Origin of the sequence: Streptomyces changchenzhani (assembly GCF_039766235.1) — a bacterium.
Lineage (GTDB): Bacteria > Actinomycetota > Actinomycetes > Streptomycetales > Streptomycetaceae > Streptomyces.
Map to the genome: position 1 here is coordinate 210,629 of NZ_JBDHNH010000009.1, position 23,173 is coordinate 233,801.

Genomic DNA, 23,173 nt, shown 5'->3' on the forward strand with positions numbered 1-23,173 from the left:
AAACGCCGGACGGGCTGAAAGACTTCTTTCAGCCCGTCCGGGGTCCGGGGCGTGCCCCGGTTTCGGGAAGGGGCGGGGTGGGGAAAGGCACCCGCACCCCGCACCCGCACCCGCCCATCAGCACGGCTCGCGCCACGCCCCCAGGTTCAGTTTCTTGCGCATCGAGCTCAGGCCCAGCTTCCTGGAGCGCTCACAGAAATCGCCCACCGGCACGGCGTACTCGACGTGCAGGACCGCCTTGCCCGCCTTCACGAAGGGGGCGAGCGCCGCGCAGTCGTCGTACTGCGCACACTCCTCGTTCACCGCGAAGTCGAAGTCCCCTACCAGCTGCGGAATCTGCGGCAGATCGTTCTTGAGGGCGACGGACATGCCGCGCGAGCGGACCAGGGAGGACAGCATGCGGTTGTACGCGAGCTGGTGGGCGGCCGTCAGTGGGAAGCCGGTGTCGTTGAGGTAGGCGTCCATCAGGTCGGGCTCCACCGCGTCGAATCCCCGCTCACGGCACATGTCGAAGCGCTTGGCCATCAGCGGGCGCAGTACGTCCAACTGCCTGATGTCGAGCCAGCGTTCGCCGGCCCAGCCGTTGGTACGGCCCCGGACCGCGGCCGGGAAGTCCCGGTGGTCGGGGCGGAAGGACTCCCAGGCGCCCGCGTTGATGTAGCAGATCACCTTGCGGCCGTCCCGGTGCAGACGGTCGACGGCGGCGGCGTCGTTCTCGAATCCGTCGATGTCGTAGACGGGGACATCGACCCGGCGGTCGATGCGGCCGTCGAGCTGCCACTGCCAGGTGGTGCCCACCGGGGGGCGCCACCGCCGGTCGGGGGCCGGGCCGGGTCCGGGCGCGGGGGTGGAGCAGGCGGCGAGGAGGGCGAGCAGGGTGAGGAGGATGAGCGGGTGCAGGACGTGCGGGCGGGTCATGGGGCCTTCCGGTGCAAGGCGGGCGGCAGGAGCGACCAGGGGTTGGGGCCGTGGCCCGGTACCGCGCAGTGCACGGCGGCGCGGCGCAGCGCCGCGGTGCGGGCAGCGAGGCCGCACAGGCCGGGCGGTACGCCGTGGATCAGATGGCAGAAGCGTTCCGGCGGATGGGAGGCGGTCCAGGTGGGGGCGGCGGGCGCGGCGGAGTAGGCGGTCCAGTCGCCTTCGAAGGTGACAAGGAGGTCGGCGAACGACGCGTAGCCCGGCGCCGGATGGGTCCCGGGGTTGAGGACGACCGTTCGGCCGCCGCGGGAGCGCGCGGCGCGGGCGATGCGCCGGTAGCGGCGTACGGCGGCCGGTTCGGACGCGGCCTGGTCCAGGAAGAAGCCGTCGGTGGCGTACCAGTCACGGTAGCGGTCGAAGTCGGCGGTGATGGCCCGCAGCGGCCGGTGTCCGTAGTCGGTGTCGGCGTATCCGAGGAGACGCACCCCCGCCGCCCGCAGAGCGCGGGCGGCGGCGGCGAACGACGGCTCGGGCGCCGAGCCGGGACCGTCGGCGATGTTGAGCACCACGCCGTACAGCAGGGGCGCGGACTCGACGAGCGTCCACCAGGCGTCGGGGTCGACGGCAGGGTGGACGTACATGGGTACGAGGAGCCTGATCGGCGGCCCCGGGTGTGCTCGCTGTCCCGGGTCTGTCTGCGGCTCCGCGCTCACCGGGCTGCCGGGACAGCGACCGAGGGCAGCGCCTGCCACAGGTCGGTCAGCGACTGTGCGAGCGGGCGTTTCGGCTGCCAGCCCAGGGCGGACCTGGCGGCTGAGATGTCCGCACACTGCCAGGAGACGGCGGACGAGCGGGCCGAGCCCTGGCCGGCCTCCTCGATGCTGCCGTCGAAAGCGGCGGCCCGGACCAGTCCGTCGGCGAGGTCGCGGACCACGGTGGCCTGTCCGCTGCCGATGTTGAGGACCGGCGGCAGCGGTCCGGGAGCGGTCGCCGCGAGGGCCGCCGCGTGCGCCACGTCCCGTACGTCGACGAAGTCGCGGTACGCCGAGAGGTCGCCGACCCGTACGGTCCCCGCCAGGCCGGCCCGGCGCAGCTCACCGGCGAGCCGTCCCGGCAGTCCGGCGGCGGGCGCCCCGGGGCCCACCGGGTTGAAGACGCGCAGCACCACCGCGTCGAGACCGGCGGCGGTGACGGCCGCGGTGCCGGCGAGTTTGGTGGCGCCGTACGGGCCCTGGGGGCGCGTCGCGGCGTCCTCGGCGACGGTTTCGCCGGGCGGGATGGGCCCGTATTCGGCGGCCGAACCGAGGTGGACGAGGCGGGCGGTGGGTGCTGCCGCGCGAAGCGCTTCGCACAGCGCGGCGGGCCCGCGGGCGTTGACGTCGGTGAGCCGGACGGTACTGCCGGTCACCAGGCCGGCGCAGTTGACGACGACGGTGGGCGCGATGACGTGCAGCGCGTCCGCGAGGACGTCGGGGTCGGCGGTCAGATCGAGCGGCACATCGGCGGCCGGGGAACGGCCGCCGACGAGCAGCCGCACGCCCGGCAGGGCGCGCAGCTGCTCGGCGATGTGCCCGCCCAGGAATCCGGTGGAGCCCAGGACGAGAATGCGCATGACCGGCTCACGCCCCCTTGAGCAGCAGGCCGCGGTGGGTGGTGAACTCCGCGTTGGCCTGGTCGTAGTCGTCGGGGCGTCCTATGTCGAGCCAGTAGCCGTCGAACTCGTAGGCGTGCGGCGGTGTTTCGGCGGCGAGCAGGTCCAGGACCAGTTCGTCGAAGCCGAGCGGCAGCCCCGGGGTGTAGTTGGCGAGGGTGTCGCGGGTGAGGCCGTACACGCCCATGGAGACGCGGTAGTCGATGCTCGGCTTCTCCTTGAAGCCCACGACCTTGCCGGACTCGGTGGTCAGGACGCCGAAGTCGATGGCGACCTTGCGGGCGTACGTGGAGACGGTCAACGGGGCACCGGAATCAGCGTGTTGCTTGAGTACGTCGCCGTAGTCGAGGTCGGTCAGAATGTCGCCGTTCATCACCAGGAAGTGGTCGGGCAGCCGGTCCATCATGGTGAGGAGCGGGCCCATCGTGCCGAGCGGGCTGTCCTCGGTGGAGTAGCCGACCCGCAGCCCCCACTGGGAGCCGTTACCGACGTACGCGCGGATGATGTGGCCGAGGTGGCCGATGGCGATGGTGCATGTGGTGAAGCCCGACGAGGCGAGCTGGCGGAGCACGATCTCCAGGATGGCGTGCTGGTCGCCGATGGGTACGAGCGGCTTGGGCAGTGCGGTCGTGTACGGCCGCAGCCGGACGCCCTTGCCACCGGCGAGGATCACTGCATGCATCGAAGTCCCCAATACGTCGTGTGCGGGTGCGTCATGTACCGATATCTCGTGAAGTCGTACGTTGTGGGCGCCGACCGGGTCAGATGTTGTAGATGCCGGTCTTGTAGCGCGACAGGTTCGCCGGGTCGCGGAAGAACTCGATGGTGTGCGTCAGCCCCTGCTCCAGGTCGTGTTCGGGCTGCCAGCCGGTGGCGGCGCGCAGCCGGGACGCGTCGGCGACCAGGCGCATCACCTCGGACGCCGCGGGCCTGATGCGCTGCTCGTCCTCGCGCACGTCGAGCTCGGTGTCCATCAGCTTGCCGATGAGGTGGGTGAGGTCTCCCACCGAGATCTCGCCGCCGGTACCGGCGTTGAAGGTGCGTCCGACGACAGCGGCGGCGGGCGCAGTGCCGACCGCCAGGAAGGCGCGGGCGATGTCCTTGACGTACAGGAAGTCGCGGGTAGGGCGGAGGTCCCCGAGGGTTATGGTCTTCTCCCCCGCCGCGACCTGGCCGATGACGGTCGGGATGACCGCCCGCATCGACTGGCGCGGGCCGAAGGTGTTGAAGGGGCGCAGGGTGACCACCGGGGTGGCGAAGCTGGCGTGGTAGCTGTCGGCCAGCCGGTCGCCGCCCGCCTTCGAAGCGGCGTACGGCGACTGGGTGTTGATGGGGTGGTCCTCGGTGATCGGCACGGTCTGCGCGGTGCCGTACGTCTCGCTGGTGGAGGTGTGCACCAGGCGGGGCGTCTCCTGTCTGCGCACGGCTTCGAGGACATTGAGGGTGCCCGTGACGTTGGTGTCCACGTAGCTGTGCGGGGCCTGGTAGGAGTACGGGATCGCGATGAGCGCGGCGAGGTGGTAGACGGCCTCGGTGCCCAGGATCAGCTGGTTGACCGAGCCGGGGTCACGGACGTCGCCGAGGACGATCTCGACCTGGTCGAGGGTCTCGGCGGAGAGGGTCTCCAGCCAGCCGTAGGACGAGAAGGAGTTGTACTGGGCCATCGCCCGGACCCGGAAGCCGGCGGCGACCAGGGTCTCGGTGAGGTGGGAGCCGATGAAGCCCTCGGCGCCGGTGACGGCGACGAGTGGGGACACGGGTGCGGATGCGGGCGCGGTCATGGGGTGTTCCTCCGAATATGGATGCGGGGATCAGCGGTGTGCTGTGGGCCGGCCGAGAAAGCGGCAGGCAAGGACAAGAAGGGCGACGGCCGCGGTAAGGCGGCAGAGCAGTTGGACGGGTCCGGTGGGCAGTCCGGCGGCCGTGGCCGCGGCTTCGGCCGCCGCGGCCGTGAGACAGACGGCCGCGGGCGGCCAGGCCACTCCGAACGCCTGCAGCAGCAGGGCGGTCCAGAGCACGGCGCCGAGGCCGAGCAGCGCGGCCGGCGCGGTGCCGGCGAGCAGCGCTCCGGCGGCGAGCAGCGCCAGGTAGGCGCTCAGGCACATCCCCAGGGCGCGGGCGGCGCGCAGGGCGAACCCGCGCGGTTCGGTGCTGGCGCGCAGGGCCGCCACGGCAAGACCGCGGTAGCGGTAGAGCAGCCATTCGGCGAAGCCCATGCTCAGGGTCAGGAGGAGCACCGCGTGCGGGTCCTCGGTCCCGGTGAGTACGGCCAGCACCCCGGCGGCCAGGCCGAAGAGCCCGTACGGCAGGGAGCGCCGCAGGCCGGGCGCGGGGGCCGTGGGCGCCGGGCCCGAGAGCAGGGCGGCCCGTACTCCGTGGGCGGCCGCCAGCACGGTCAGCGCCATGGTGGCGAACAGCAGGGCCAGGACCACGGCGGTCGGTGGCTGCCACCACAGAGTGATGACCGCGCCCACGGTGATGGGCAGCAGCGCGAACAGCAGGGCCCGTTCGCGGCCGAGGACCAGGAGTACGGTCGCCGCGCCCAGGTAGCAGGACTGCCCGGCGGCGAAGACCGCTGCCGGTCCCGGGCCGGCGATGAGCAGCGCGACGGAACTGGCGAGCAGGGCGCCGACCGGGGCGCCGAGCCGCAGGGCGCGGCCCGCGGCGGACGCGCCCCCGGTGCCCAGACGCAGGAAGGCGCGGTGGCTCAGCGCCTGGTTCCAGGCCCAGGCCGCGAGGCCGGCGGCGATGAGCCCGTTGGCGGCGGCCGGTCCTGCCCACAGTCCGGCGCCCAGCACATAGGCGAGACCGGGGAGCGCGAAGACGATCCCGCGCAGGGCGCAGCGCAGATGGTCGGGGTGCCAGGGGTCGGCGGTGGGCGGTGGTTCGGGGTAGTGCCTGGGGACCCGGGCGTACAGGTCCTCGGCGAGGGTGAACAGGTCGGGGCGTGCGTAGCGGGCGCTGATCTGATCGCCCGTCATGCCGTCGGACTCCAGGAGCGCGGCGACTTCGTACGGGTGGACGGCGGCGGCGACGGGCTCGACCAGGCGGTCGGCGAGTTCGTCGATGGGGTCTTCGGCCCAGCTGGGCCGGCGCCTGGTTCCGGACCGGGGCCGGGGCAGGACGGGCAGGCTGCCGCCCTCGCCCGGCAGCAGGCGCAGCGGGCCGCTCATCCGATGGCTCCCGCATGCAGGTCCTCGCGCCAGGTGTTGGCGCCGGTGTCGACTGCGGTGTCCTCGGTGCCCTGCGCGAGTTCGGTGTAGATCGCGCGGAAGGTGTCGATGGTCTGGCGGAGGGTGAACTGCTCAATGACGCGCAGCCGCGCGGCTTCGCCCATCGCGGACCGGCGTACCGGGTCGCGGAGCATTTCCAGGGCCGCGCGGGCCATCGCCTCGGGTTCGCGGGGCGGCACGACAAGACCGGTCTCGCCGACGGCCTCGCGCACGCCGCCGACGTCGGTGGAGACGGTGGCGCGCCCGCAGGACATGGCTTCGATCAGGGTGAACGGGAAGCCTTCGCTGATGCTGGAGAGCATCACGACATTGCCCGCGGCGTAGGCGTCACGGATGTCATCGACGCGTCCTTCGAAGACGACGGCGTCCGCGTGCCCGAGCTCCGCGGCGAGCGCCTCACAGCGCTCCCGGTAGGACTCGCCGCCGCGCGGTGTGCCGCCGAAGAGCCTCAGTCTGGCGTCCGGTATCTCGGCCCTGACCAGGGCGAAGGCCCTGATGAGGGTCTCCAGGTCCTTGATCGGGTCGACGCGGCCCGCCCAGCTGAGCGTGGGGACCTCCGGTTCGGGCCCGGCGGCCGGGAAGGCCGCCGGGTCGACGCCGTTGTAGACGGTACGGATCAGGTGCGGTGCGGCGCCGCCCTGTTCCTCCCAGAGCCGGTTGTAACGGTTGCCCGGGGTGATCAGGGCCGCGGTGCGGTACGTCTCCTCGGCCAGCAGCCGGAAGAAGCCGAGCAGCAGCGCCTTGACCGGCCACCGGTAGGGGCCGGTGCGGTAGCCGAGGTAGCGCTCCCGCAGATAGACGCCGTGCTCCGTGAGCAACAGCGGTACGCCGTGCAGCTGTTGCCCTACGAGGCCGGGCAGCACCGCGAGGCCGCCGCTGACCGCGTGCGACACCCCGTACTCGGGCGGCGCTGCCGAGAGCGGGCGCAGTGCGTGCTCCAGCAGATCGGTCGCGGTCAGGGCGTCGTGCAGGGACGGCCTGGCCGCGTGCACGGCCAGGTCGGGGCGGTTCCAGACGGCCGCCAGGATACGGACGGCCTGGTCGGTGCGCAGGGCGGGCGCCAGCACGCCGTCCCTGGCCGCGCGGGCCAGTTGGTGCAGTGCGGGCCCGAACTGGTCCTCCGCCGCGGGATCCAGAAGTGCGGTGAGGAAGCGCTCGTACGCGGCCATCAACTGCCGCTTGCGCCGGCCTCGCGGCCGGGCGCCGACCGGGTCGGGCCCCCACATGGGGACGGTGACGGGTGGTGCGACATGGCCGGGCAGCTCCCAGGCGAGCGGCTCTTGTCCGGTTCCGGTCACCGCGATGACCCGGAAGTCGAAGTCGGGCATGCCGTTGACGAGTTGGTCGCACCACACGCTCACGCCGCCGTGGCTGTGCGGGTAGGTGCCTTCGGTGAGGAGAGTGACCCGGGCCGCGCCGGATGAGAGCGGGCGGAGTAGATCGGGCATGACGAGCTGGTCCCCCGGGAGATGCGTGCGGTGGCAGGGATGCGGGTGGTGCGCGGTACGCCGGTGGTGCGCGGTACGCCGGTGACGCCGGTCAGCCGGTGACGCCGTAGGGGACCCGCTTGAGAACTCCGGCGGGCACCGGCAGACGCGGGGCGCTGCCCCGTACCGGCTGCGCCTTGCCCGGCCGGCCCACCTTGCTCGTGGACGGCGGGACCGTGCCGGCGGGCAGCGTGAGCGTCACCCGGTCCTGGAGCAGCCCGGGGGCGGCCCGGCCGGAGAGCGACCCTGCGTAGGGGGTGCCGAAGGCCTGGGTGCCGAGCAGCAGGTTCTGCCGGGTGCCCGTGGGCAGGGTGGCGGCGGCGCGGATGCCGCCGGGGGCTCGCACGGTGACGGCGTTGCCGATCCGGTACGCCGTCACCTGGCCCGCCTTGACGGCGGTGTTCCAGGCGGCCCGCTCGCGCAGTTCCTCGCCGATCTGCTGCTGACGCAGGTTCACCAGCGGGGTGTTGTCGGCGTACAGCGCGGAGTACTGGCCGACGATGCCGTCGAGCACCGGGTAGGCGATGCGGTCCTCGGCGAGGTTGGACTGGTGGATGTAGTGCGGCCTCGGGTCGTTGGTGAGGACGTGGCCGAGGCCGATGCGTACTTCCAGCGGCACGATGTAGTCGGCGTAACCGGTGACCGTGTCGAGCGGCTCGCTGAGGCAGGTGGTGCCCGGCGCGGTCTCGCAGATGCCGCTGCCGCCCTGGGACGCCCTGGAGTAGATCCAGTTGTACTCGTCGATCTGCTCGGTGGCGCGGCCCGCGTTGTAGAACACGTTCACCGGGTAGCGGGGCACGGTGAGCGCCGGGCCGACCTGCCGCTGCGTACGGTCGCGGGAGTTGTCGGAGCCGAGCGAGGTGATGTTGTTGTCGGTGAGCGCCGGCGCGAGATTGGGGTTGTCGTCGGGCTGCTGCGGCAGGATCTTCAGCCCGGAGTGCTCACCGGTGATCAACTCGCTTTTCTGCTGGGGGAGTCCTGCGCGGTCGCCCCAGGCGCGGTTGTCGCCGATCTGGGCGGAGATCTCGGCGCGGGTGACGTACTTGGTTGATCCGTCGGTGTTCTTGGCGCAGATCCACGGGACGACCGTGACGTTCTGGACGCAGCCCAGGAAGGGGTGGTTGTAGGTGTGGTTGATCCAGCGGTAGGCGTTCTTGTCCGCGGTCAGCTGCTGCGCCAGCGGGTCGGCGCCGGCGTGCTCCTCCTTGTAGAGCTCGCTGCCACCGCCGTTGTACGCCATGTCCAGGGTGAAGCCCTTGGTGGCGGACCACTGCGCCGCGTACTGGGCGTCGGCGGCCGTCATCCGGATCGGGTCGGGCTCGCCGCCCTGGCCGGGGGCGCAGTCCACATCACCGGGGGTGCAGTTGAGCTCGGTGTCCCAGCGGTCGTCGGCGGCGAACACGTCGTCGACGTGGACCGCGAAGTAGTTGCGGGACGCGCCGATGCGCACGCCCTGGGTCAGCCAGTCGACGATGCCCCGGGCGAGCAGCCGGAACTGCTGCTGGTTCTGGTTGTAGACAAACCCGACGACCAGTTCGCGGCGGCCGTCGTGGCGGTATTCGCCGACGAGCGAGCCGCGCTCCTGGGTGCCGGGGACCGGCGCGTCGACGTAACTGGTGAAGTCCGCACCCGCCAGCGGCTTCGCGACATGGGCGTAACTCTCGCCCACGGTCGGCGAGTTGTCCTCGAAGGGAACCGCACCGTCGAGATACCCGAAGGGCCCGGCCTTCCCCGCGGCGGTCACCTCGGTGCGCACGCCGTCCAGGGAGCCGCTGTAGCCGCCGTTGGCGGGGTAGTTGAGCCCGACCTCGGGCCGGGCGTAGGTGTATGCGTCGACCTGCGGTATCGCGAAGGTCTTCTCGTACGAGACGAGCGCCGCCATCTCCGCGGAACCCGCGCCGAACGGATTGTCGTTGGGCAGCACCACGGCCTGGTACTTGGCCCGCGCACGCCCGTCGACGGTGTCGGCGAGGAAGCCGGCGTTGATCACCGGCCGGTCCTGGCGGGACAGTTCGAGCGTGGTGTACGGCGTCCCCGCGCCGTCGAGTTCGGCGGCTATCGCGGCGGTGGCCGGGCCTCCGTCGCTCACCACCAGGACTTTCAGGTCGATACGCGAATCCGGTGCCGCGGCGGCGCCGCTGGCCGGTGCGACGAGTGTCAGCATCAGCGTCGCCGCGGACAGCGTGGACAGCGCGGCAAAACGGGCCGTACGTGTCATTACTTGCAAGTCCTCCCCAGAAGGGGCATGCCACATACAAGCCGGCATGTCCCCACCCCCCAGCGGGACGGACGCTGCCGAAGCCGCCCCCCTGCGTCCCGCCCTGTCGGATCACATACTGAGGGGTGAAATGGAGGTTGTGTGTGGACATCGTGAAACCTGGCGAGAAACACACCCGTCTCACCTATAACCGAATCCGGCCGATCGGCTGGCCCGGCACCCCTGCCCCCATACGCCAATCGGGCGGACGGCGCCCCTGCGCCACAGCTCACGACGCTGAAAGCGTTTGCCGCACCGACCGGCACACTCGTGCGGTCTGGACCACTGAAAGATTTCGTGGGCCACTCACCGGATTCAGCCAATCACCGACAGTCTCCGATCCCGCAACCGTGGACCGGCCGGCCGATCGCCCGCCGCCGAGTCCACGGCCAATCGGGCACATAGTTCAGCAAATGGCTAGAATTCGGACATGGTGAAGCGTCCTGACACGCCCAATGCCCCCGAACTCGTCCTCGAAACCGACGCAGGTTCCACGGTGCTGAGTCCGAGCCGGGACTATCACGTCGGGCGCGACCCCCTGAGCGAAATCGTCATCGACGATGCCCGGGTGTCCTGGCACCACGCGGTGCTCCGAGCCGTGGCCGACCACTGGACGCTGGAGGACGAGAACAGCACCAACGGCACCTACACCGAGGGCCGGCGGGTCCACGAGTTCACCGTGGGCCCCGGCAGCGTCGTCCGGTTCGGCAACCCCGCCGACGGACCGCGCGCCGTACTCGTGGACCATGCCCCACCACCCCCCGCGCCACGGGCACCGGACCGGCCGTCATCCGTCTCCATGCCCGCGGCCACGGGCACCTTCCGGCAGCCGACGACCGTGCGACCGCTGCCGGTCCGCACCGTCCGCATCGGCCGCGGAGGCGACAGCGACCTGGTCATCGACGACTTGATCGTCTCGCGCCGGCACGCGGAGCTACGGGCGCATCCGGACGGTACGTACGAGATCGTCGACCTCGGCAGTCACAACGGCACCTTCCTCAACGGCCAGCCGGTCGCCCGCGCCCCGGTCTCGCCCGGTGACATCGTCGGCATCGGCCATTCGGCGTTCTGCCTGGCCGGTGACACCCTGCAGGAGTTCGTCGACACCGGCGAGGTCTCGCTCGATGTCCAGGACCTGGCGGTCACGGTGGACAAGGGCCGCAAGACACTCCTCGACCGCGTCTCCTTCCCCGTCGGTGAGAAGTGCCTGCTCGCCGTGGTGGGGCCCAGCGGCGCCGGCAAGTCCACCCTCCTCAACGCGCTGACGGGGCTGCGCCCCGCCGATCAGGGCACCGTGCTCTACGACGGCCGCGACCTCTACCGCGACTACGCGGAGCTGCGTCAGCGCATCGGCCTGGTACCACAGGATGACATCCTGCATGCGCAGCTGACCGTGCGCCGGGCCCTCGGATACGCTGCCGAGCTGCGTTTTCCCCAGGACACCGCGAAAGCCGAACGCCGGGCCAGGGTCACCGAGGTCATCCGCGAGCTGGGCCTGGAGCAACGGGCCGACCAGGCGATCCACAGCCTGTCGGGCGGCCAGCGCAAGCGGGTCAGCGTCGCTCTGGAGCTGATGACGAAGCCCTCACTCCTCTTCCTCGACGAACCGACGTCCGGGCTCGACCCGGGGATGGACCGTTCGGTCATGCACATGCTCCGCGGCCTCGCCGACGACGGACGCACCGTCGTTGTCGTCACGCACAGCGTGCTCAGCCTGGATGTCTGCGACCGGCTGCTGATGCTCGCCCCCGGCGGCCGGATCGCCTACTACGGGCCGCCCGAGGACGCACTGGCCTTCTTCGGATTCGAGGAGTGGCCGGAGGCGTTCGAGGCCTTCGAGAGCGACCACGGTCGCGACTGGGCGGAGCAGTACCGCCAGTCGCCGTTCCACCGGCAGTACATCGCGAACTCCATGGTGCGGCCGAGCCTGCCGCACGCCCCCGCCGCGTCAATCGCCCCACCGAGGACCCGGAGCTGGGGTGCACAGCTGCGGACGCTGGTGCGGCGGTACGCCGCCGCGCTGAGCGCCGACCGGACCTTCCTGGCCATCATGATCGCCCTGCCGTTCGTCATGGGCGCGATGGCCCGCGCTCTGGCCGGCTCGAAGCTGACCCAGGAAACAGCGCTGAACGCCCTACTCATCCTGTGTGTGGGTGGTGTGCTGACGGGCGCTGCAAACGCCGTGCGCGAGTTGGTCAAGGAGCGGGTCATCTACCAGCGGGAGCGTGCTGTCGGGCTGTCCAGATCCGCGTATCTGATGTCCAAGGTCGTGGTGCTCGGCGCCATCACGGTGCTGCAGGCCGTGGTTCTGACCCTGGTCGGCCTCGTCGGCGTCGATCTGAACGCCCCCGGCGGCGAAGGGGTGCTCATGCCGCCACTGGTGGAAATCACCGTGGCCGTGGCGCTGCTGTCGTTCACCGCGATGATGCTCGGTCTCCTCGTGTCGGCCCTGGTCCGCAAGGAGGAGGTCACGATGCCGTTGCTGGTTCTCCTGGCCATCGTCCAGGTCGTGTTCTGCGGAGCGCTGCTGAAGCTGAACGGGGTGGTGGGGGTCGAGCAGTTGTCGTGGCTCGTTCCCTCCCGGTGGGCCATGGGAGCGATGGCGGGGACCATCGGGCTGGCCCGGATCGTGCCCGGCAAGCTGACGGCGGATCCGCTGTTCGAGCACTCGGCGAGTGTGTGGCTGCTCAACATGGGGATGCTGGTGGTGCTCTGCGTCGTTTTCGGGTACGCGGTCGCGAAGCTGCTGCGCCGGCACGAACCCGCGATCATGCGGAAGTAGGGGCGGGACCCGCCATGGCGACCCCGGAGTTCCGCCCGACGCATGTCGTCCCCCACGAGGGGCTGCCCGCCTGGGAAGTGCCGGACATGTCCCGGCCCACCGACCCGCTCGACCCGCTGCTGCCGGTCCAACTGCTCGACCGGCGTGGGGACTGGGGACAGATCGTGTGCGCCAACGGCTGGTCGGCCTGGGTCGACGGCCGGCTGCTGGTCTCCGTGCCGCAGGGGCCACCCGCGGCCGGGCAGCCGCTCGCCCGCACGGCGGACCCGCGGCCACTGCTGGCCCGGGTCGAGGAGTCGCTCGGCCAGTACCGGCGCGCGGCGCAGGAGCTGGCCGACGGGCGCAGCGACGGGGAGAGCTTCCGCCGCCGTACCCAGGGGCTGAGGGTGGGGATGGTGGTCGACGGCGAGTCGGTGTGGCTGTACGACGCCGAGCACGAGCGCTGGGTGTTCTGCGACGGGACACGGCTCAGCACGTATGCGGCCTCGGCGGGTCCCGGTCCGGGCAGCGCGCCCGGCCCCGATGTCCGGGCGCAGGCGCCGGAACGCCCGCGAACCGTGGGGCCGGAGCCGACCCGGATCGTCACGCCGGAGGAAGCGGGTCGCGCACCGAGCGGCGTGCCGGGAGAGGATCCCGCACAGCTCGCGGAGTCGGCTCGGGCAGTCGCGCGAGAGAGTGCCGAGCAAGCCCCGGGCGCAGCGGCGGGCCCGGAGCCCACGCAGGTCGTGGACCCGGCCCGGATGGCGGAGCACGACCCGGCCGATGCGGCCCGGGTGGCAGCGCACGGCCCGGCCGATGCGGCCGACGGCGGTCCGACGCGGCTGGTGAAGCCCCTCGACGACACCGGCGGCGCCCACGGGCCAGCCGGGCATCCCCGCACCCAGCCGGGTGACGTGTGATGGCCCAAGCCCCGCACGACCCGGGCCTGCCCGTCGGAAGGCCGTCCGACCTGCTCGGGAAGCAGATCGCGAGCTACCTGGTCGAGAGTGAGATCGGCCGCGGCGGCATGGCGGTCGTCTACCGCGCCAGGGACCTGCGACTGGACCGTACGGTCGCCCTCAAGCTGCTCGCCCCCGAACTCGCCCGCAACGACACGTTCCGCCAACGGTTCACCCATGAGTCGCGGGTGGCCGCCGCGATCGACCATCCGCACATCGTCCCGGTCTTCGAGGCAGGCGAGACCGACGGCATTCTCTACATCGCCATGCGTTACGTCGCCGGACAGGACCTGCGCGCCCTGCTGGACCGGCAGGGGCCGCTGTCGCTCGGAGCGGCGGTTCGGATCGCCGCTCAGGTGGCGTCCGCACTCGATGCCGCCCACGACCACGACCTGGTGCACCGGGACGTCAAGCCCGGCAACATCCTGGTCGCGGCGGGCACCGACAGCGACCACCCCGAGCATGTGTACCTCACGGACTTCGGGCTGACGAAGAAGTCGCTTTCGCTGACCGGGTTCACCAGCGTGGGCCAGTTCGTCGGCACACTCGACTATGTGGCGCCGGAGCAGATCTCCGGACGCCCGGTGGACGGCAGGTGCGACGTCTACAGCCTGGCCTGCGTCGTCCACGAGACCATGGCCGGAGCCCCGCCCTTCCAACGCGACGACGACATGGCCCTGTTGTGGGCCCATCAGTTCGACCCGCCACCGCCGCTGACGGGTCTGCGCCCCGACCTGCCGGCCGCCGTCGACGACGTACTGGCGAAGGCTCTCGCCAAGAGCCCGGACGACCGCTTCGACTCCTGCCTGCAGTTCGTGGCCGCGCTGCGCGCCGCCGGGGCGGGAGGTGGTCCGGCCGCACCGGGGCACGCGCCGACGCGGGTGGACCTGCGCGTCGATGCCCGGTCCGCCGGGCCAGGCCCGCCTCCCGCGCCGCCTCGCTGGGCGCGGCCGGTCTTCACCGGCCTGAAGTAGCCGGCAGCGGGCCTCAATCCACCGTCGGCTCCACTTCGCCCCGCCGGTGCACCCGCGAGGCGAGCAGGCTGCCGAGGAAGCCGGTGACCAGCCCCCAGACCGCTGCCGCGCCGAGCGCCGTCCACAGACGCGGCCCGAGCGACACCTCGCCGCCGAGCCCACCGCCCAGGTCTCCGATGCCCAGCAACGACAGGCCGTAGTGCGCGGAAATCCGGGCTACCAGGCAGACGGTCAGCACCGTGAGGGTGAGCGCCACCGCCATGTGTACGGCGTGCTGCCAGGGCCGCGTCCGGGCCGGTGAGCGGGCTGCCATGAGGAACGCGGTGGCCAGGAGCAGGACGGCGGCCACGGCCGCCAGCCACCAGGCCCGCCCGTCGTAGTCGGCAAGCGTACGGAGATTGAGGGTGGAGTCCTGCGGCGTGCGGAGGACCGAGTCCAGCGCCTGCGGCATCGGCAGCCCGAAGGGGCCTTCCACCTTTCCTTCCCAGGAAGCCCCGAGACCGAGGGTAAGTGCGAGCCAGACGAGGTTCGGCAGTCCGAGCAGGATCACGGCGACCGTCTCGGCGGGGTGACCGCGCGTCGCCATGACGACGAGACCGGCGAGCAGGCCCAGCAGGACGTACCCGAGGAGCAGCACCACCATCGCGAAGGCCGCCGGGCGCACCGGTTCCTGGAAGCGCACCAGGCGGGCGGGGAGCGGGGCCCTGCGCGACACCAGGAGGGCGAGAGCGAGGACGCCCGCGAGCCACAGCAGGCCGAAGATGAGGGTGACGGGGATGTCGGCCTCGAACCCGACCTTGGGGGAAGCGTCCAGTGCGTCGCCGATGATGCCGCCCGTCGGGTCCTCGACCGGGAGTGTGAAGGTGTGGCGGGCCAGGCCGGAGAGGCCGATGAGCCCCAGCGCCCACAGCGCCGCCAGCCGGGCGGCTCGGCCTGCCAGTTCGCGGGTACCGGCCACGGCTCGGTGCCGCAGTGGCCGCAGGAAGCCGGCGGCGGTCACCAGGGCCCCGGCGAGGGTGACCGAGAGGGGCATCACCGTGAGGCTCGCACTGGTCTCGGCGATAGCCCCGGCGTCTCCCGAGAGTCCGACGGAGCCGCCGGCCGCCATGACGACCACGGCCGCGACCACCGGCACGAAGGCGCTGCCGGGCAGACCGGTCGCACCGGCGGCCCACAGGCCGAGGGCGGCCGTGACCACCATGGCCGCCAGCCCGGCGAGCACCGCCACCAAGGCGTCACGCCAGGCGTGGGCGGCGCTGCCGACGGTTGATCCGGGTTGGCTCACGCTGCCACGCTAAGCAGCGGTTCGGCCCGCCGCGAGCTGAGCGCGCCGAACGGACCGGACCCGTCGGCTTGCGGGCCGGCCGACTACAGGGCACAGAATAGGGACAGTACGTAAGAAACTGGGATTAATCCCTACGTTGGGAAGCGGAGCCCGTGAGTACCCAACCGCCATCGTCCGGCCGCCCCACAGGACCCCCCTCCGGCCCGCTTTCGGGCCCTTCACAGCCGGGGCCGACACAGCAGGTCCCCACACCGCCCTCCGGCCGCCCCCCGGAGCCGCCGAGCGGCGGCGGTGGTCCGGGTGGCCCAGGTGGTCCGGGTGGCCCAGGTGGTCCGGGTGGCCCGGTTGGGCCAGGTGGCCCTGCGAAGGGCTCCGGGTCGAGCCCCGGTGGGGGACCCGGCCGTCCCTGGTGGCGTTCCGCACCCCGGGTGGCGGCGATCGCCGGTGCTCTCGTGGCGGCGGTGGTGCTGACCGTTGTCCTCACCAGGCCCGACGGCGGGCCGGTCGCGGGCGGCGAGGTGTTCCTGCAGGCCGCGGGCTCGTCCGGGCCGGATCCGTACACCGGATCATCGGCGCGCAAGAGCTCCCCCGCGACATCGCCTCCCGCGCCGCCGAGCGCCTCCACACCCACCTCCACCGCCACGTCCGGGGGCACCGTCACCCGCGGCGTACAGGGGTCGGCACCCGGTCTGTACGGCGGAACCCGCGACGTCGCCAGCTGCGACGTGGAGAAGCAGATCACCGCGCTCACCGCCGAACCGGCCAAGAACAAGGCATTCGCCTCCGTCCTGAGCATCGAGCCCTCAGCCGTCCCGGCGTATCTGCGGAAGCTGACGCCCGTCCAGCTGCGGATGGACACCCGGGTCACCAACCACGGCTACCGGAGCGGCTCCCCCACCAGCTACCAGGCGGTGCTGCAGTCGGGCACGGCCGTCCTCATCGATGACCGCGGTGTGCCACGGGTGCGCTGCGCGTGCGGAAATCCGCTGCTCCCGCCGGTCGCCGTACAGGGCACGCCCCGGCGCACGGGTGACAACTGGCCCGCGTACCGCCCGTCGAAGGTCGTGGCGGTGGCGCCGGCGGTCCAGGTGGTGAACGTGTTCATCATCTTCGACCCGCAGCAGGAGCAATGGTTCGCGCGCGACGCGGGCGACACCGGCGGCAGCGACAAGGAAACCCCGCCGCCCGTGACCGACCCGGCGCCGTCCGCGGACTCGTCGGCGCCGTCCACGTCGGCCTGCCCGTCGCCGTCCGTCAGCGGATCCGGGTCCCCGGACCCCGGCGGGTCCACAGGTACGTGTCCCCCGTCCTCGGCGTCACCGTCGCCGCCGTCCTCGCCGCCCGAGTCGTCGCCGTCGTCGCCGTCCTTGGAGCCGCCGTCCTCCGCACCCCCGACGTCACAGCTGTCCCCCGAGTCCTCGGCGGAGGATTCCCCGGCGCCGCCTTCGGCGCAGTCCGGCTCGGCGGCCCCTGCGGACGTCTACTAGGGGGTGTCGTTCGGATCAGGCTGGGCTCGCGGGGCCCGGCCTGATCAGGTCATCTGACGCCGCACCAACTTGTGGAGGTGCCCGTCGGCGGCGAGCAGCTCGCCCGGCGGGCCCTGTTCGACGATCCGGCCGTCCGCCATCACGATCACCCGGTCGGCGTCCATGACGGTGGACAGCCGGTGGGCGATCACCAGGCGGCTGGCGCTCAGCCTGCGGGTGCTCTCGGTCACGATCCGCTGGGTCTCGTTGTCCAGCGCGCTCGTCGCCTCGTCGAAGAACAGGATGCGGGGGCGGCGTACGAGCGCCTGGGCAATCATCAGACGCTGGCGCTGACCGCCTGAGATGGCGCCACCGTCGGAGATCATGGTGTGCATCCCCATCGGCATACCTCTGATGTCCTCGGCAAGTCCCGCCATTTCGGCGGCCTCCCACGCCTCTTCCTGACTGAAGGCCTCGGTGCCGCAGATGCAGTCCAGGATGGAGCCGCTGAGCGGCTGCGCGTTCTGCAGGACGACCCCGCACTGACGGCGTACGGCCGCCCTGTCCAGCGCCGCCAGGTCCTGGCCGTCGTACAGCACACTGCCCGAGGCCGGTCGGTCGAATCCGATCAGCAGCCGCAGGAGCGTCGACTTCCCGCACCCGCTGGGGCCAACGACCGCCACGAACTCGCCCGGCCGTATCGTCAGCGACACGCCGTCGATGACCAGGGGCCCCTCCTCGGTGTAGCGGAAGGAGAGGTCCCTGGCCTCGATCCCGCCGGACAGCTCCCCGGGTTGCGCGCCGGCGTCTCCGGCCTCGGTCGCCTCGTCCAGGACCGGCTTGAGCTGCTCGAACATGGGCTGCACCGCGGCGGCCGACACCAGCGCGCCGGTGAGCTGGGTGACCGAGGTCAGCAGCATCGTCACGGACGTGTTGAAGGTCAGGAACTCCCCGGCCGACATGCTGCCGCGGGCCGGTCCCGCCAGCAGGATGAACATGGTGAGCGAGCACACCGGCAGATAGACGGCGTCGAGGACCGTGGTGAGGTTCTTGACGCGGCCCGCCCGCTGTTGCAGTTCGCGGGAGCGGGCGAACTCGCGGGCCCAGGCGGCGTAGGCGAAGCTCTCCGCCCCGGCGACCCGCAGCTTCGGCAGCCCGCGCAGCGTCTGGAACGCCTGGTTGTTGAGTTTGTTGCCCAGCTCGACCAGCTGGCGCTGCCATCGCAGCTGCCACAGCCCCATCCCGAGGAACACCGCTCCGATGGCGAGCAGCATGGCGATGGCCGCCAGCGCCAACGGCACGCTGTACCAGAGCAGTAGGGCGATGTTCATCGCACCGACCGTGCTCGACTGCACGACGACAGGTCCGATGCCGGACGCCAGCCGCCGGATGGAGCTGACCCCCATCGCCGCACTCGCGAGCTCTCCGGTGGAGCGCTCGGTGAAGAACCGGGTCGGCAGCCGCAACAGCCGGTCCCACACCGCTGGTTGCAGGACGCTCTCGATGCGCCCCTCGATGCGCAGGACGGTGAGATTCTGCAGCAGCATGAACGCGGCGGACACCATGGCCGCGATCATGAGGGCGAGCGAGACCTGGACGATGAGGCCGGTGCGGGCCGTGGGCACGTAGACGCCGAGCACCTGCCCGGTCGCGATCGGCACGAGTGCGCCGAGGCCCACCGTCACGAGCACTCCGAGAAGCAGAGTGCGCAGATCCATGCCCGCGCCGCGCAGGCCGAAGCACAGCAGCCGCCAGGTGGTCATGGGGCGCTCGGGCAACGGGCGGTAGAACATCACGGCGCGCGCTTCGAGTTCCGGTGCGCTGTCCGCGCCGAGGCGTCTGCGCAGTCCCGATGCCGGGTTCACCGCCTCGTAGCGGCCGCGGCGCCACAGCAGGGCGACCGGAGCTCCGGACTTGGCCCAATGCCCCACCAGGGGCCCGGAGTTGGTACGCCACCAGCGTCCGTCGAGCCTGACCGGGCGGGTGCGGATCTGTGAGCCGATCGCTATGCGCTCGACCGGGGTGACGCGGTCGCTGTCGCCGGCCGAGCGGGCCTTGGACGGCTCGGTGAGGGTGATCCCCGCCGCCTCCGCGACCCGGCGGCAGACGGCGAACGTGGCGTCGTCGTTGCCCGCCCGGCCGACCGCACCGCCTGCCCGTCCGGACCGCTCCGGCCGTCCCATGGAGGCCAGCAGCGCCTGGTCGGCGCGGGCGCGGACGGCCTCCCCCGCCTTGATACCGGCCGCAGCCCGGTCCTCGTGCGCGCGCTCCAGCCGTTCGATCCTGCGGTCCACCGCGGACAGCAGCCGGTACTGCTGGTTGATCATCTGCTGCCACATGGCGCCCTCGATCAGCAGCGCGTCGGCCGCCTCGGCGCTGTACTCGGCGCCGTACTGCACGCTTCCCGGGGCGACCGGCATCCACAGGATGTCGTCGTCGGCCACGGCCTCGTCGATGGAGGGACGGCCGTCCAGCGGGGCCTCGAACAGGACACCCAGGCTGCGGCCGACTCCGAGCGCGAAGGCGTGCTCCAGCGGTGTCGGGGCGGCTGCGCCGGTCTCGTACGGGGGCGCGTGGTACGGCGGGGGCGCGTGGTGCGGATGCGGGTCGCTGGGGTTGGGATGGGCGTCGTACGCCCCCTGCTCGCCGTACTCCGGCCGGTGCAGTTCCCGCAGCGGTATCCGGCGCAGCAGACAGCCCTGGGAAGGTCTGCCGAGCAGGGTGTGGAGCGGGCCTTCGACCGGTCCGAGGAGCAGTGTTCCCGTCTCGATGCGGCCGAGGAAGTGCCAGTGGCCCTGCTGCGCGGCGTCGACCGCGAACAGGTCAAGGGCGCCGCCCACCACGAGCCACAGCACGTGCGGCCCCTCAAGCGGCAGGCTGCGCAGGCCGGTGCAGTCGACGGGCGTGCCCAGGCCGCCGAGCGCGTGCGTCACCGCGTCGTGGTCGCCGGCGGTGGTCGGGGCCGTGGTCATGTCAGTGCTCCTTGACCAGCTCGGCGTACGGGCCCCCGGCGATGACCAGGTCCTCGTGCCGACCGCGTTCGACGACCGTGCCATGGTCGAGGACCACGATCTCGTCGCTGTCGCGCACGGTGCTCAGCCGGTGGGCGATCACGACGCACGCGCAGCCGCGCCGTCGAAGATTCTCGATGATGATCTGCTCGGTCTGGGCGTCCAGTGCGCTCGTCACCTCGTCGAGTACCAGCACGCTCGGCCGCCGGACCAGCGCACGGGCGATCTCCAGACGCTGCCGCTGCCCGCCGGAAAAGTTGCGGCCGTCCTGCTCGACCCGGCCGTGGATCCCGCCGGGCCGCCGCACGATCACGTCGTCGTAGATCGCGGCGTCCCGCAGGGCGGTGACGACGGCCTCGTCCGTGATGGACGGGTCCCACAGCGCCACGTTGTCCCGGACCGTGCCTTCGAAGAGGAAGACGTCCTGGTCCACGAAGGACACCGACGCGGCCAGTGCGCTGCGCGAGATGTCCTCCAGGCGCTGTCCGTCGATCCGGATCGTCCCCTCCCATGGGCTGTAGAGGCCGGAGATCAGCCGGGAGACCGTGGACTTGCCACTGCCTGAGCCCCCGACGAGCGCGACCTGCCGGCCGGGGCCGACCTCCAGCGAGAAGCCGGTGAGCAGCGGCTTGTCGAGCGGGCTGTAACCAAACGTGACGTTCTCCAGCGTCACTTGGCCCTTGAGCCTGCGGGTGCTCGCGGCCGGCTCCCGGCGCGAGTACAGCGTGTCGACGGGGAAGCTCTCCACATCCTTGAGCCGGGCCATGTCCGCGGCGAAGTCCTGGATCCGGCCCGCGACACCGATGAGCCGGGTGATGGGCGCGGTGAAGCGCACCACCAGTGCCTGGAAGGCGACGAGCAGCCCGATGGAGATGGCGCCCTCCACGGCCCGCAGGCCGCCGATCCACAGGATCAGCGCACTGTTGAGCGTCGCGAGGGTGGGCGCGACGACGGCCAGTGCGGCGCTCGGCACACCGAGTCGCTGCTGGTCCTCCAGGGTGGTCGCATGCTGGCCGGCCCAGCGGCGGAAGTACCCGTTCTCGCCGCCGGTGGCCTTCATGGTCTCGATCAGCTGGAGACCGGTGTACGAGGTGTTGGTCAGCCGGGCACTGTCCGCCCGCAGCTTCTGCGTGTGGGTGGCGCGCAGCCGGATCACGATCCGCATCGCCACCACGTTGAGCAGGGCGATCAGCACTCCGATGACGGTGAGCTGAGGGTCGTACGTCCACAGCAGCAGGGCGTAGAGGATCACCACGATGCCGTCGACGCCCGCGGCGGCGAGGTCCCGTGCCAGGGTTTCGGCCACCGCGTCGTTGGACTGCAGGCGCTGCACCAGGTCGGCGGGGCTGCGCTGGGCGTAGAAGGTGACCGGCAGCCGCAGCAGGTGCCGCAGGAAACGGGCACTGCTGAGGGTGGAGGAGATGATGCGCCCGCGCAGCAGGTTCGCCTGCTGCAGTGCGGTCAGTGCGGCGGTGAGCACCACCAGCACGGCCATGGAGGCGAAGAGCGGGCCGAGCAGGGAGGTCTGATTGCCGATCAGGAACATGTCGATGTACGTACGGCTCAGCGCGGGCCCGGTCGCGCCGACCGCGACCAGCAGGAGGCTGGCGAGCAGGGCCGCCAGCAGGGTGCCCGTCGTACCCCGCAGCCGGGCGGGCACGGCGCCCATGATCCCCGGTTTGCGGCCGCCCCGGCGAAAGGAGTCGGTGGGCTCGAAGACCAGGGCGACTCCGGTGAAGCTGGTGTCGAAGTCCTCGGTCGTGACGAAGCGGCGGCCCTTGTCGGGGTCGTTGATGTGCACGCCGCGGCGGCCGAGCCGGCGTCCGGTGCCGTCGTAGACGACGTAGTGGTTGAACTCCCAGAACAGGATGGCCGGCGCCCGCACCTCGGCGAGTGCCGCCGCCTCCATCTGCATGCCCTTGGCCTGCAGCCCGTAACTCCGCGCCGCCTTCAGCAGGTTGCTGGCCCGCGAGCCGTCGCGGGAGACGCCGCACGCGATCCGCAGCTCCTCCAGCGGCACATGGCGCCCGTAGTGGGCGAGCACCATGGCCAGCGAGGCGGCGCCGCACTCCAGGGCCTCCATCTGGAGGACGGTCGGGGTGCGGACGGCCCTGCGCTTCTTGACCCCGGGCGCCTTGCCCGCCGGGGCGCGGCGCGTGCCGCGGCGCGGGGCCGGAGCCGGGGCCGGGGAGTTGCCGGGGCGATGCCGGCCGCGGCCCGCCGACGGCAGCTGCTGCTGTGCGGTCATGGAAGCAGCCAATCGATCGGATGCTGCTCGGCCAGCTGGATGGAGCCGGTGGCCAGGGTCAGGGAGTCGACCGCGAACGGCGGCCCGTCCGAGGAGGACCAGGCGTAGCCGGAGGGGGTGTGCGAGGACCGGTCGAGTCGCACCAGGACCGCCACGGGCTGCCCCTGCTTGGAGAACTGTTCGCCGAGCTGGCTGCTGCCGAGGAACGCGGTGATCCGCTGCCGGGTCTGCGCGGTCCGGCCGACCGCCTTCACCCGACCGCGCAGGACGCCGTACTGCTGGGTCGGCACGGACTGGACGGTGAGGTCCACGGGCGCGCCCACGGGCACCGTCGCTCCATCGGCCGCGGGTACGTACACCATCGCCATCAGCGGGTCGGAGGCACTCTTCACCTGCTCGACGGCCGCCACATCCGCTCCGGTGGTGACCACGGAGCCGATCGTGGCGACCAGGGCGGTCAGCCGGCCCGCGGCGATCGTCCGGACAAGGGTGGTGCCCTGTGCGGTACGGACCTTCACCAGAGGGGCGTTGGCGGCGACCCGGTCGCCTTCCTTGGCGAGTACGCCGGTGACCTGTCCCGCGACGGGGCTCTGCAGGACATAACTGCCCTGGGCGTGGGTGAGAATTCCAGGCGCCGCGATTGTGGAGGACACCACACCGGTCACCGCCCATACAGCGGCGGCAATCATGACGAATACGGTGACTGTCAGGACAAGGAGGCCCTGGGGCCGGGCAAAACGCACCGGCAAATCAATTTCTTCGGGCGATTGCAGCTTGGAAAGGGCCTGTTGACGGAATTGCACGGCATTCTTCCCTCAACCGCAATGGTCTGCCGGAGGCGAAAGTGTCAGGGGGCAGGGATATCAAGGGCAATGGGACGGCCGTGTGCCCCGGAACCGGGGGGAGGATCCGGGGCACACGCG

Annotated in this window: 16 protein-coding genes; 4 read left to right on the top strand and 12 right to left on the bottom strand. The window is 71.7% G+C overall.

What is annotated here, in order from left to right:
- Positions 1-117: 117 nt before the first annotated feature.
- From ABCR94_RS27275 to ABCR94_RS27310, 8 genes are all read right to left on the bottom strand, one after another.
- Positions 118-918 (bottom strand): endo alpha-1,4 polygalactosaminidase, encoded by an 801-nt coding sequence (locus ABCR94_RS27275; protein ID WP_347122685.1) that lies wholly within the window; start codon positions 916-918, stop codon positions 118-120.
- A complete protein-coding gene (locus tag ABCR94_RS27280) occupies positions 915-1,559 on the bottom strand; it encodes a spherulation-specific family 4 protein (RefSeq protein WP_347122686.1) in 645 nt (214 codons plus the stop codon). Before ABCR94_RS27280 ends, ABCR94_RS27275 begins: the two co-directional genes overlap by 4 nt.
- Positions 1,560-1,627: 68 nt before the next feature.
- Positions 1,628-2,530: an NAD-dependent epimerase/dehydratase family protein gene (locus tag ABCR94_RS27285; protein WP_347122687.1), complete on the bottom strand. Its 903-nt coding sequence runs from the start codon at positions 2,528-2,530 to the stop codon at positions 1,628-1,630.
- A gap of 7 nt (positions 2,531-2,537) precedes the next feature.
- Entirely contained in the window at positions 2,538-3,251 is a 714-nt protein-coding gene (locus tag ABCR94_RS27290) for a nucleotidyltransferase family protein (protein WP_347122688.1), read from the bottom strand.
- A gap of 79 nt (positions 3,252-3,330) precedes the next feature.
- The gene (locus tag ABCR94_RS27295) at positions 3,331-4,350 is read right to left on the bottom strand and encodes an SDR family NAD(P)-dependent oxidoreductase (protein WP_347122689.1); all 1,020 of its coding nucleotides are present in this window, start codon (positions 4,348-4,350) and stop codon (positions 3,331-3,333) included.
- Positions 4,351-4,380: 30 nt separating this feature from the next.
- Positions 4,381-5,742: a hypothetical protein gene (locus tag ABCR94_RS27300; RefSeq protein WP_347122690.1), complete on the bottom strand. Its 1,362-nt coding sequence runs from the start codon at positions 5,740-5,742 to the stop codon at positions 4,381-4,383.
- The gene (pelF, locus tag ABCR94_RS27305; protein ID WP_347122691.1) at positions 5,739-7,250 is read right to left on the bottom strand and encodes a GT4 family glycosyltransferase PelF; all 1,512 of its coding nucleotides are present in this window, start codon (positions 7,248-7,250) and stop codon (positions 5,739-5,741) included. The genes ABCR94_RS27300 and pelF overlap by 4 nt, the downstream gene beginning before the upstream one ends.
- A 91-nt stretch (positions 7,251-7,341) precedes the next feature.
- On the bottom strand, positions 7,342-9,507 hold the full coding sequence (locus ABCR94_RS27310; RefSeq protein WP_347122692.1) for a hypothetical protein: 2,166 nt from the start codon (positions 9,505-9,507) through the stop codon (positions 7,342-7,344).
- Between the two features lie 469 nt (positions 9,508-9,976).
- Between ABCR94_RS27310 and ABCR94_RS27315 the strand changes: the two genes are divergently transcribed.
- The 3 genes from ABCR94_RS27315 to ABCR94_RS27325 are packed head-to-tail and all read left to right on the top strand — an operon-like array spanning position 9,977 to position 14,240.
- Positions 9,977-12,328 (top strand): FHA domain-containing protein, encoded by a 2,352-nt coding sequence (locus ABCR94_RS27315; RefSeq protein WP_347122693.1) that lies wholly within the window; start codon positions 9,977-9,979, stop codon positions 12,326-12,328.
- 14 nt (positions 12,329-12,342) lie between these two features.
- Positions 12,343-13,227, top strand: a complete 885-nt coding sequence (locus ABCR94_RS27320) for an SH3 domain-containing protein (RefSeq protein WP_347122694.1) — start codon at positions 12,343-12,345, stop codon at positions 13,225-13,227.
- Positions 13,227-14,240, top strand: coding sequence for a serine/threonine-protein kinase (locus tag ABCR94_RS27325; protein WP_347122695.1), 1,014 nt, complete (start codon positions 13,227-13,229; stop codon positions 14,238-14,240). The genes ABCR94_RS27320 and ABCR94_RS27325 overlap by 1 nt, the downstream gene beginning before the upstream one ends.
- A gap of 13 nt (positions 14,241-14,253) precedes the next feature.
- Here the strand turns inward: ABCR94_RS27325 and ABCR94_RS27330 are convergent, their stop codons facing one another.
- Positions 14,254-15,525 carry a streptophobe family protein gene (locus ABCR94_RS27330; RefSeq protein ID WP_347122696.1) on the bottom strand — a complete coding sequence of 424 codons (1,272 nt, stop codon included), beginning with the start codon at positions 15,523-15,525 and terminating at the stop codon, positions 14,254-14,256.
- Between the two features lie 152 nt (positions 15,526-15,677).
- Between ABCR94_RS27330 and ABCR94_RS27335 the strand changes: the two genes are divergently transcribed.
- On the top strand, positions 15,678-17,012 hold the full coding sequence (locus ABCR94_RS27335) for a DUF6777 domain-containing protein (protein ID WP_347122697.1): 1,335 nt from the start codon (positions 15,678-15,680) through the stop codon (positions 17,010-17,012).
- Positions 17,013-17,056: 44 nt separating this feature from the next.
- Here ABCR94_RS27335 and ABCR94_RS27340 read toward each other — a convergent pair whose 3' ends face one another.
- The 3 genes from ABCR94_RS27340 to ABCR94_RS27350 are packed head-to-tail and all read right to left on the bottom strand — an operon-like array spanning position 17,057 to position 23,053.
- Positions 17,057-19,963, bottom strand: a complete 2,907-nt coding sequence (locus ABCR94_RS27340; protein WP_347122698.1) for an NHLP bacteriocin export ABC transporter permease/ATPase subunit — start codon at positions 19,961-19,963, stop codon at positions 17,057-17,059.
- A gap of 1 nt (position 19,964) precedes the next feature.
- Positions 19,965-22,250 (bottom strand): NHLP family bacteriocin export ABC transporter peptidase/permease/ATPase subunit, encoded by a 2,286-nt coding sequence (locus ABCR94_RS27345; RefSeq protein WP_347122699.1) that lies wholly within the window; start codon positions 22,248-22,250, stop codon positions 19,965-19,967.
- Positions 22,247-23,053, bottom strand: coding sequence for an HlyD family efflux transporter periplasmic adaptor subunit (locus ABCR94_RS27350; RefSeq protein ID WP_347122700.1), 807 nt, complete (start codon positions 23,051-23,053; stop codon positions 22,247-22,249). The genes ABCR94_RS27345 and ABCR94_RS27350 overlap by 4 nt, the downstream gene beginning before the upstream one ends.
- Between the last annotated feature and the right edge of the window lie 120 nt (positions 23,054-23,173).

What these genes read in the sequence shown, in the direction of transcription:
- ABCR94_RS27275 (WP_347122685.1), bottom strand. Translation starts at nt 918, where the DNA reads ATGACCCGCCCGCACGTCCTGCACCCGCTCATCCTCCTCACCCTGCTC.
- ABCR94_RS27280 (WP_347122686.1), bottom strand. Translation starts at nt 1,559, where the DNA reads ATGTACGTCCACCCTGCCGTCGACCCCGACGCCTGGTGGACGCTCGTC.
- ABCR94_RS27285 (WP_347122687.1), bottom strand. Translation starts at nt 2,530, where the DNA reads ATGCGCATTCTCGTCCTGGGCTCCACCGGATTCCTGGGCGGGCACATC.
- ABCR94_RS27290 (WP_347122688.1), bottom strand. Translation starts at nt 3,251, where the DNA reads ATGCATGCAGTGATCCTCGCCGGTGGCAAGGGCGTCCGGCTGCGGCCG.
- ABCR94_RS27295 (WP_347122689.1), bottom strand. Translation starts at nt 4,350, where the DNA reads ATGACCGCGCCCGCATCCGCACCCGTGTCCCCACTCGTCGCCGTCACC.
- ABCR94_RS27300 (WP_347122690.1), bottom strand. Translation starts at nt 5,742, where the DNA reads ATGAGCGGCCCGCTGCGCCTGCTGCCGGGCGAGGGCGGCAGCCTGCCC.
- pelF (WP_347122691.1), bottom strand. Translation starts at nt 7,250, where the DNA reads ATGCCCGATCTACTCCGCCCGCTCTCATCCGGCGCGGCCCGGGTCACT.
- ABCR94_RS27310 (WP_347122692.1), bottom strand. Translation starts at nt 9,507, where the DNA reads ATGACACGTACGGCCCGTTTTGCCGCGCTGTCCACGCTGTCCGCGGCG.
- ABCR94_RS27315 (WP_347122693.1), top strand. Translation starts at nt 9,977, where the DNA reads ATGGTGAAGCGTCCTGACACGCCCAATGCCCCCGAACTCGTCCTCGAA.
- ABCR94_RS27320 (WP_347122694.1), top strand. Translation starts at nt 12,343, where the DNA reads ATGGCGACCCCGGAGTTCCGCCCGACGCATGTCGTCCCCCACGAGGGG.
- ABCR94_RS27325 (WP_347122695.1), top strand. Translation starts at nt 13,227, where the DNA reads ATGGCCCAAGCCCCGCACGACCCGGGCCTGCCCGTCGGAAGGCCGTCC.
- ABCR94_RS27340 (WP_347122698.1), bottom strand. Translation starts at nt 19,963, where the DNA reads ATGACCACGGCCCCGACCACCGCCGGCGACCACGACGCGGTGACGCAC.
- ABCR94_RS27345 (WP_347122699.1), bottom strand. Translation starts at nt 22,250, where the DNA reads ATGACCGCACAGCAGCAGCTGCCGTCGGCGGGCCGCGGCCGGCATCGC.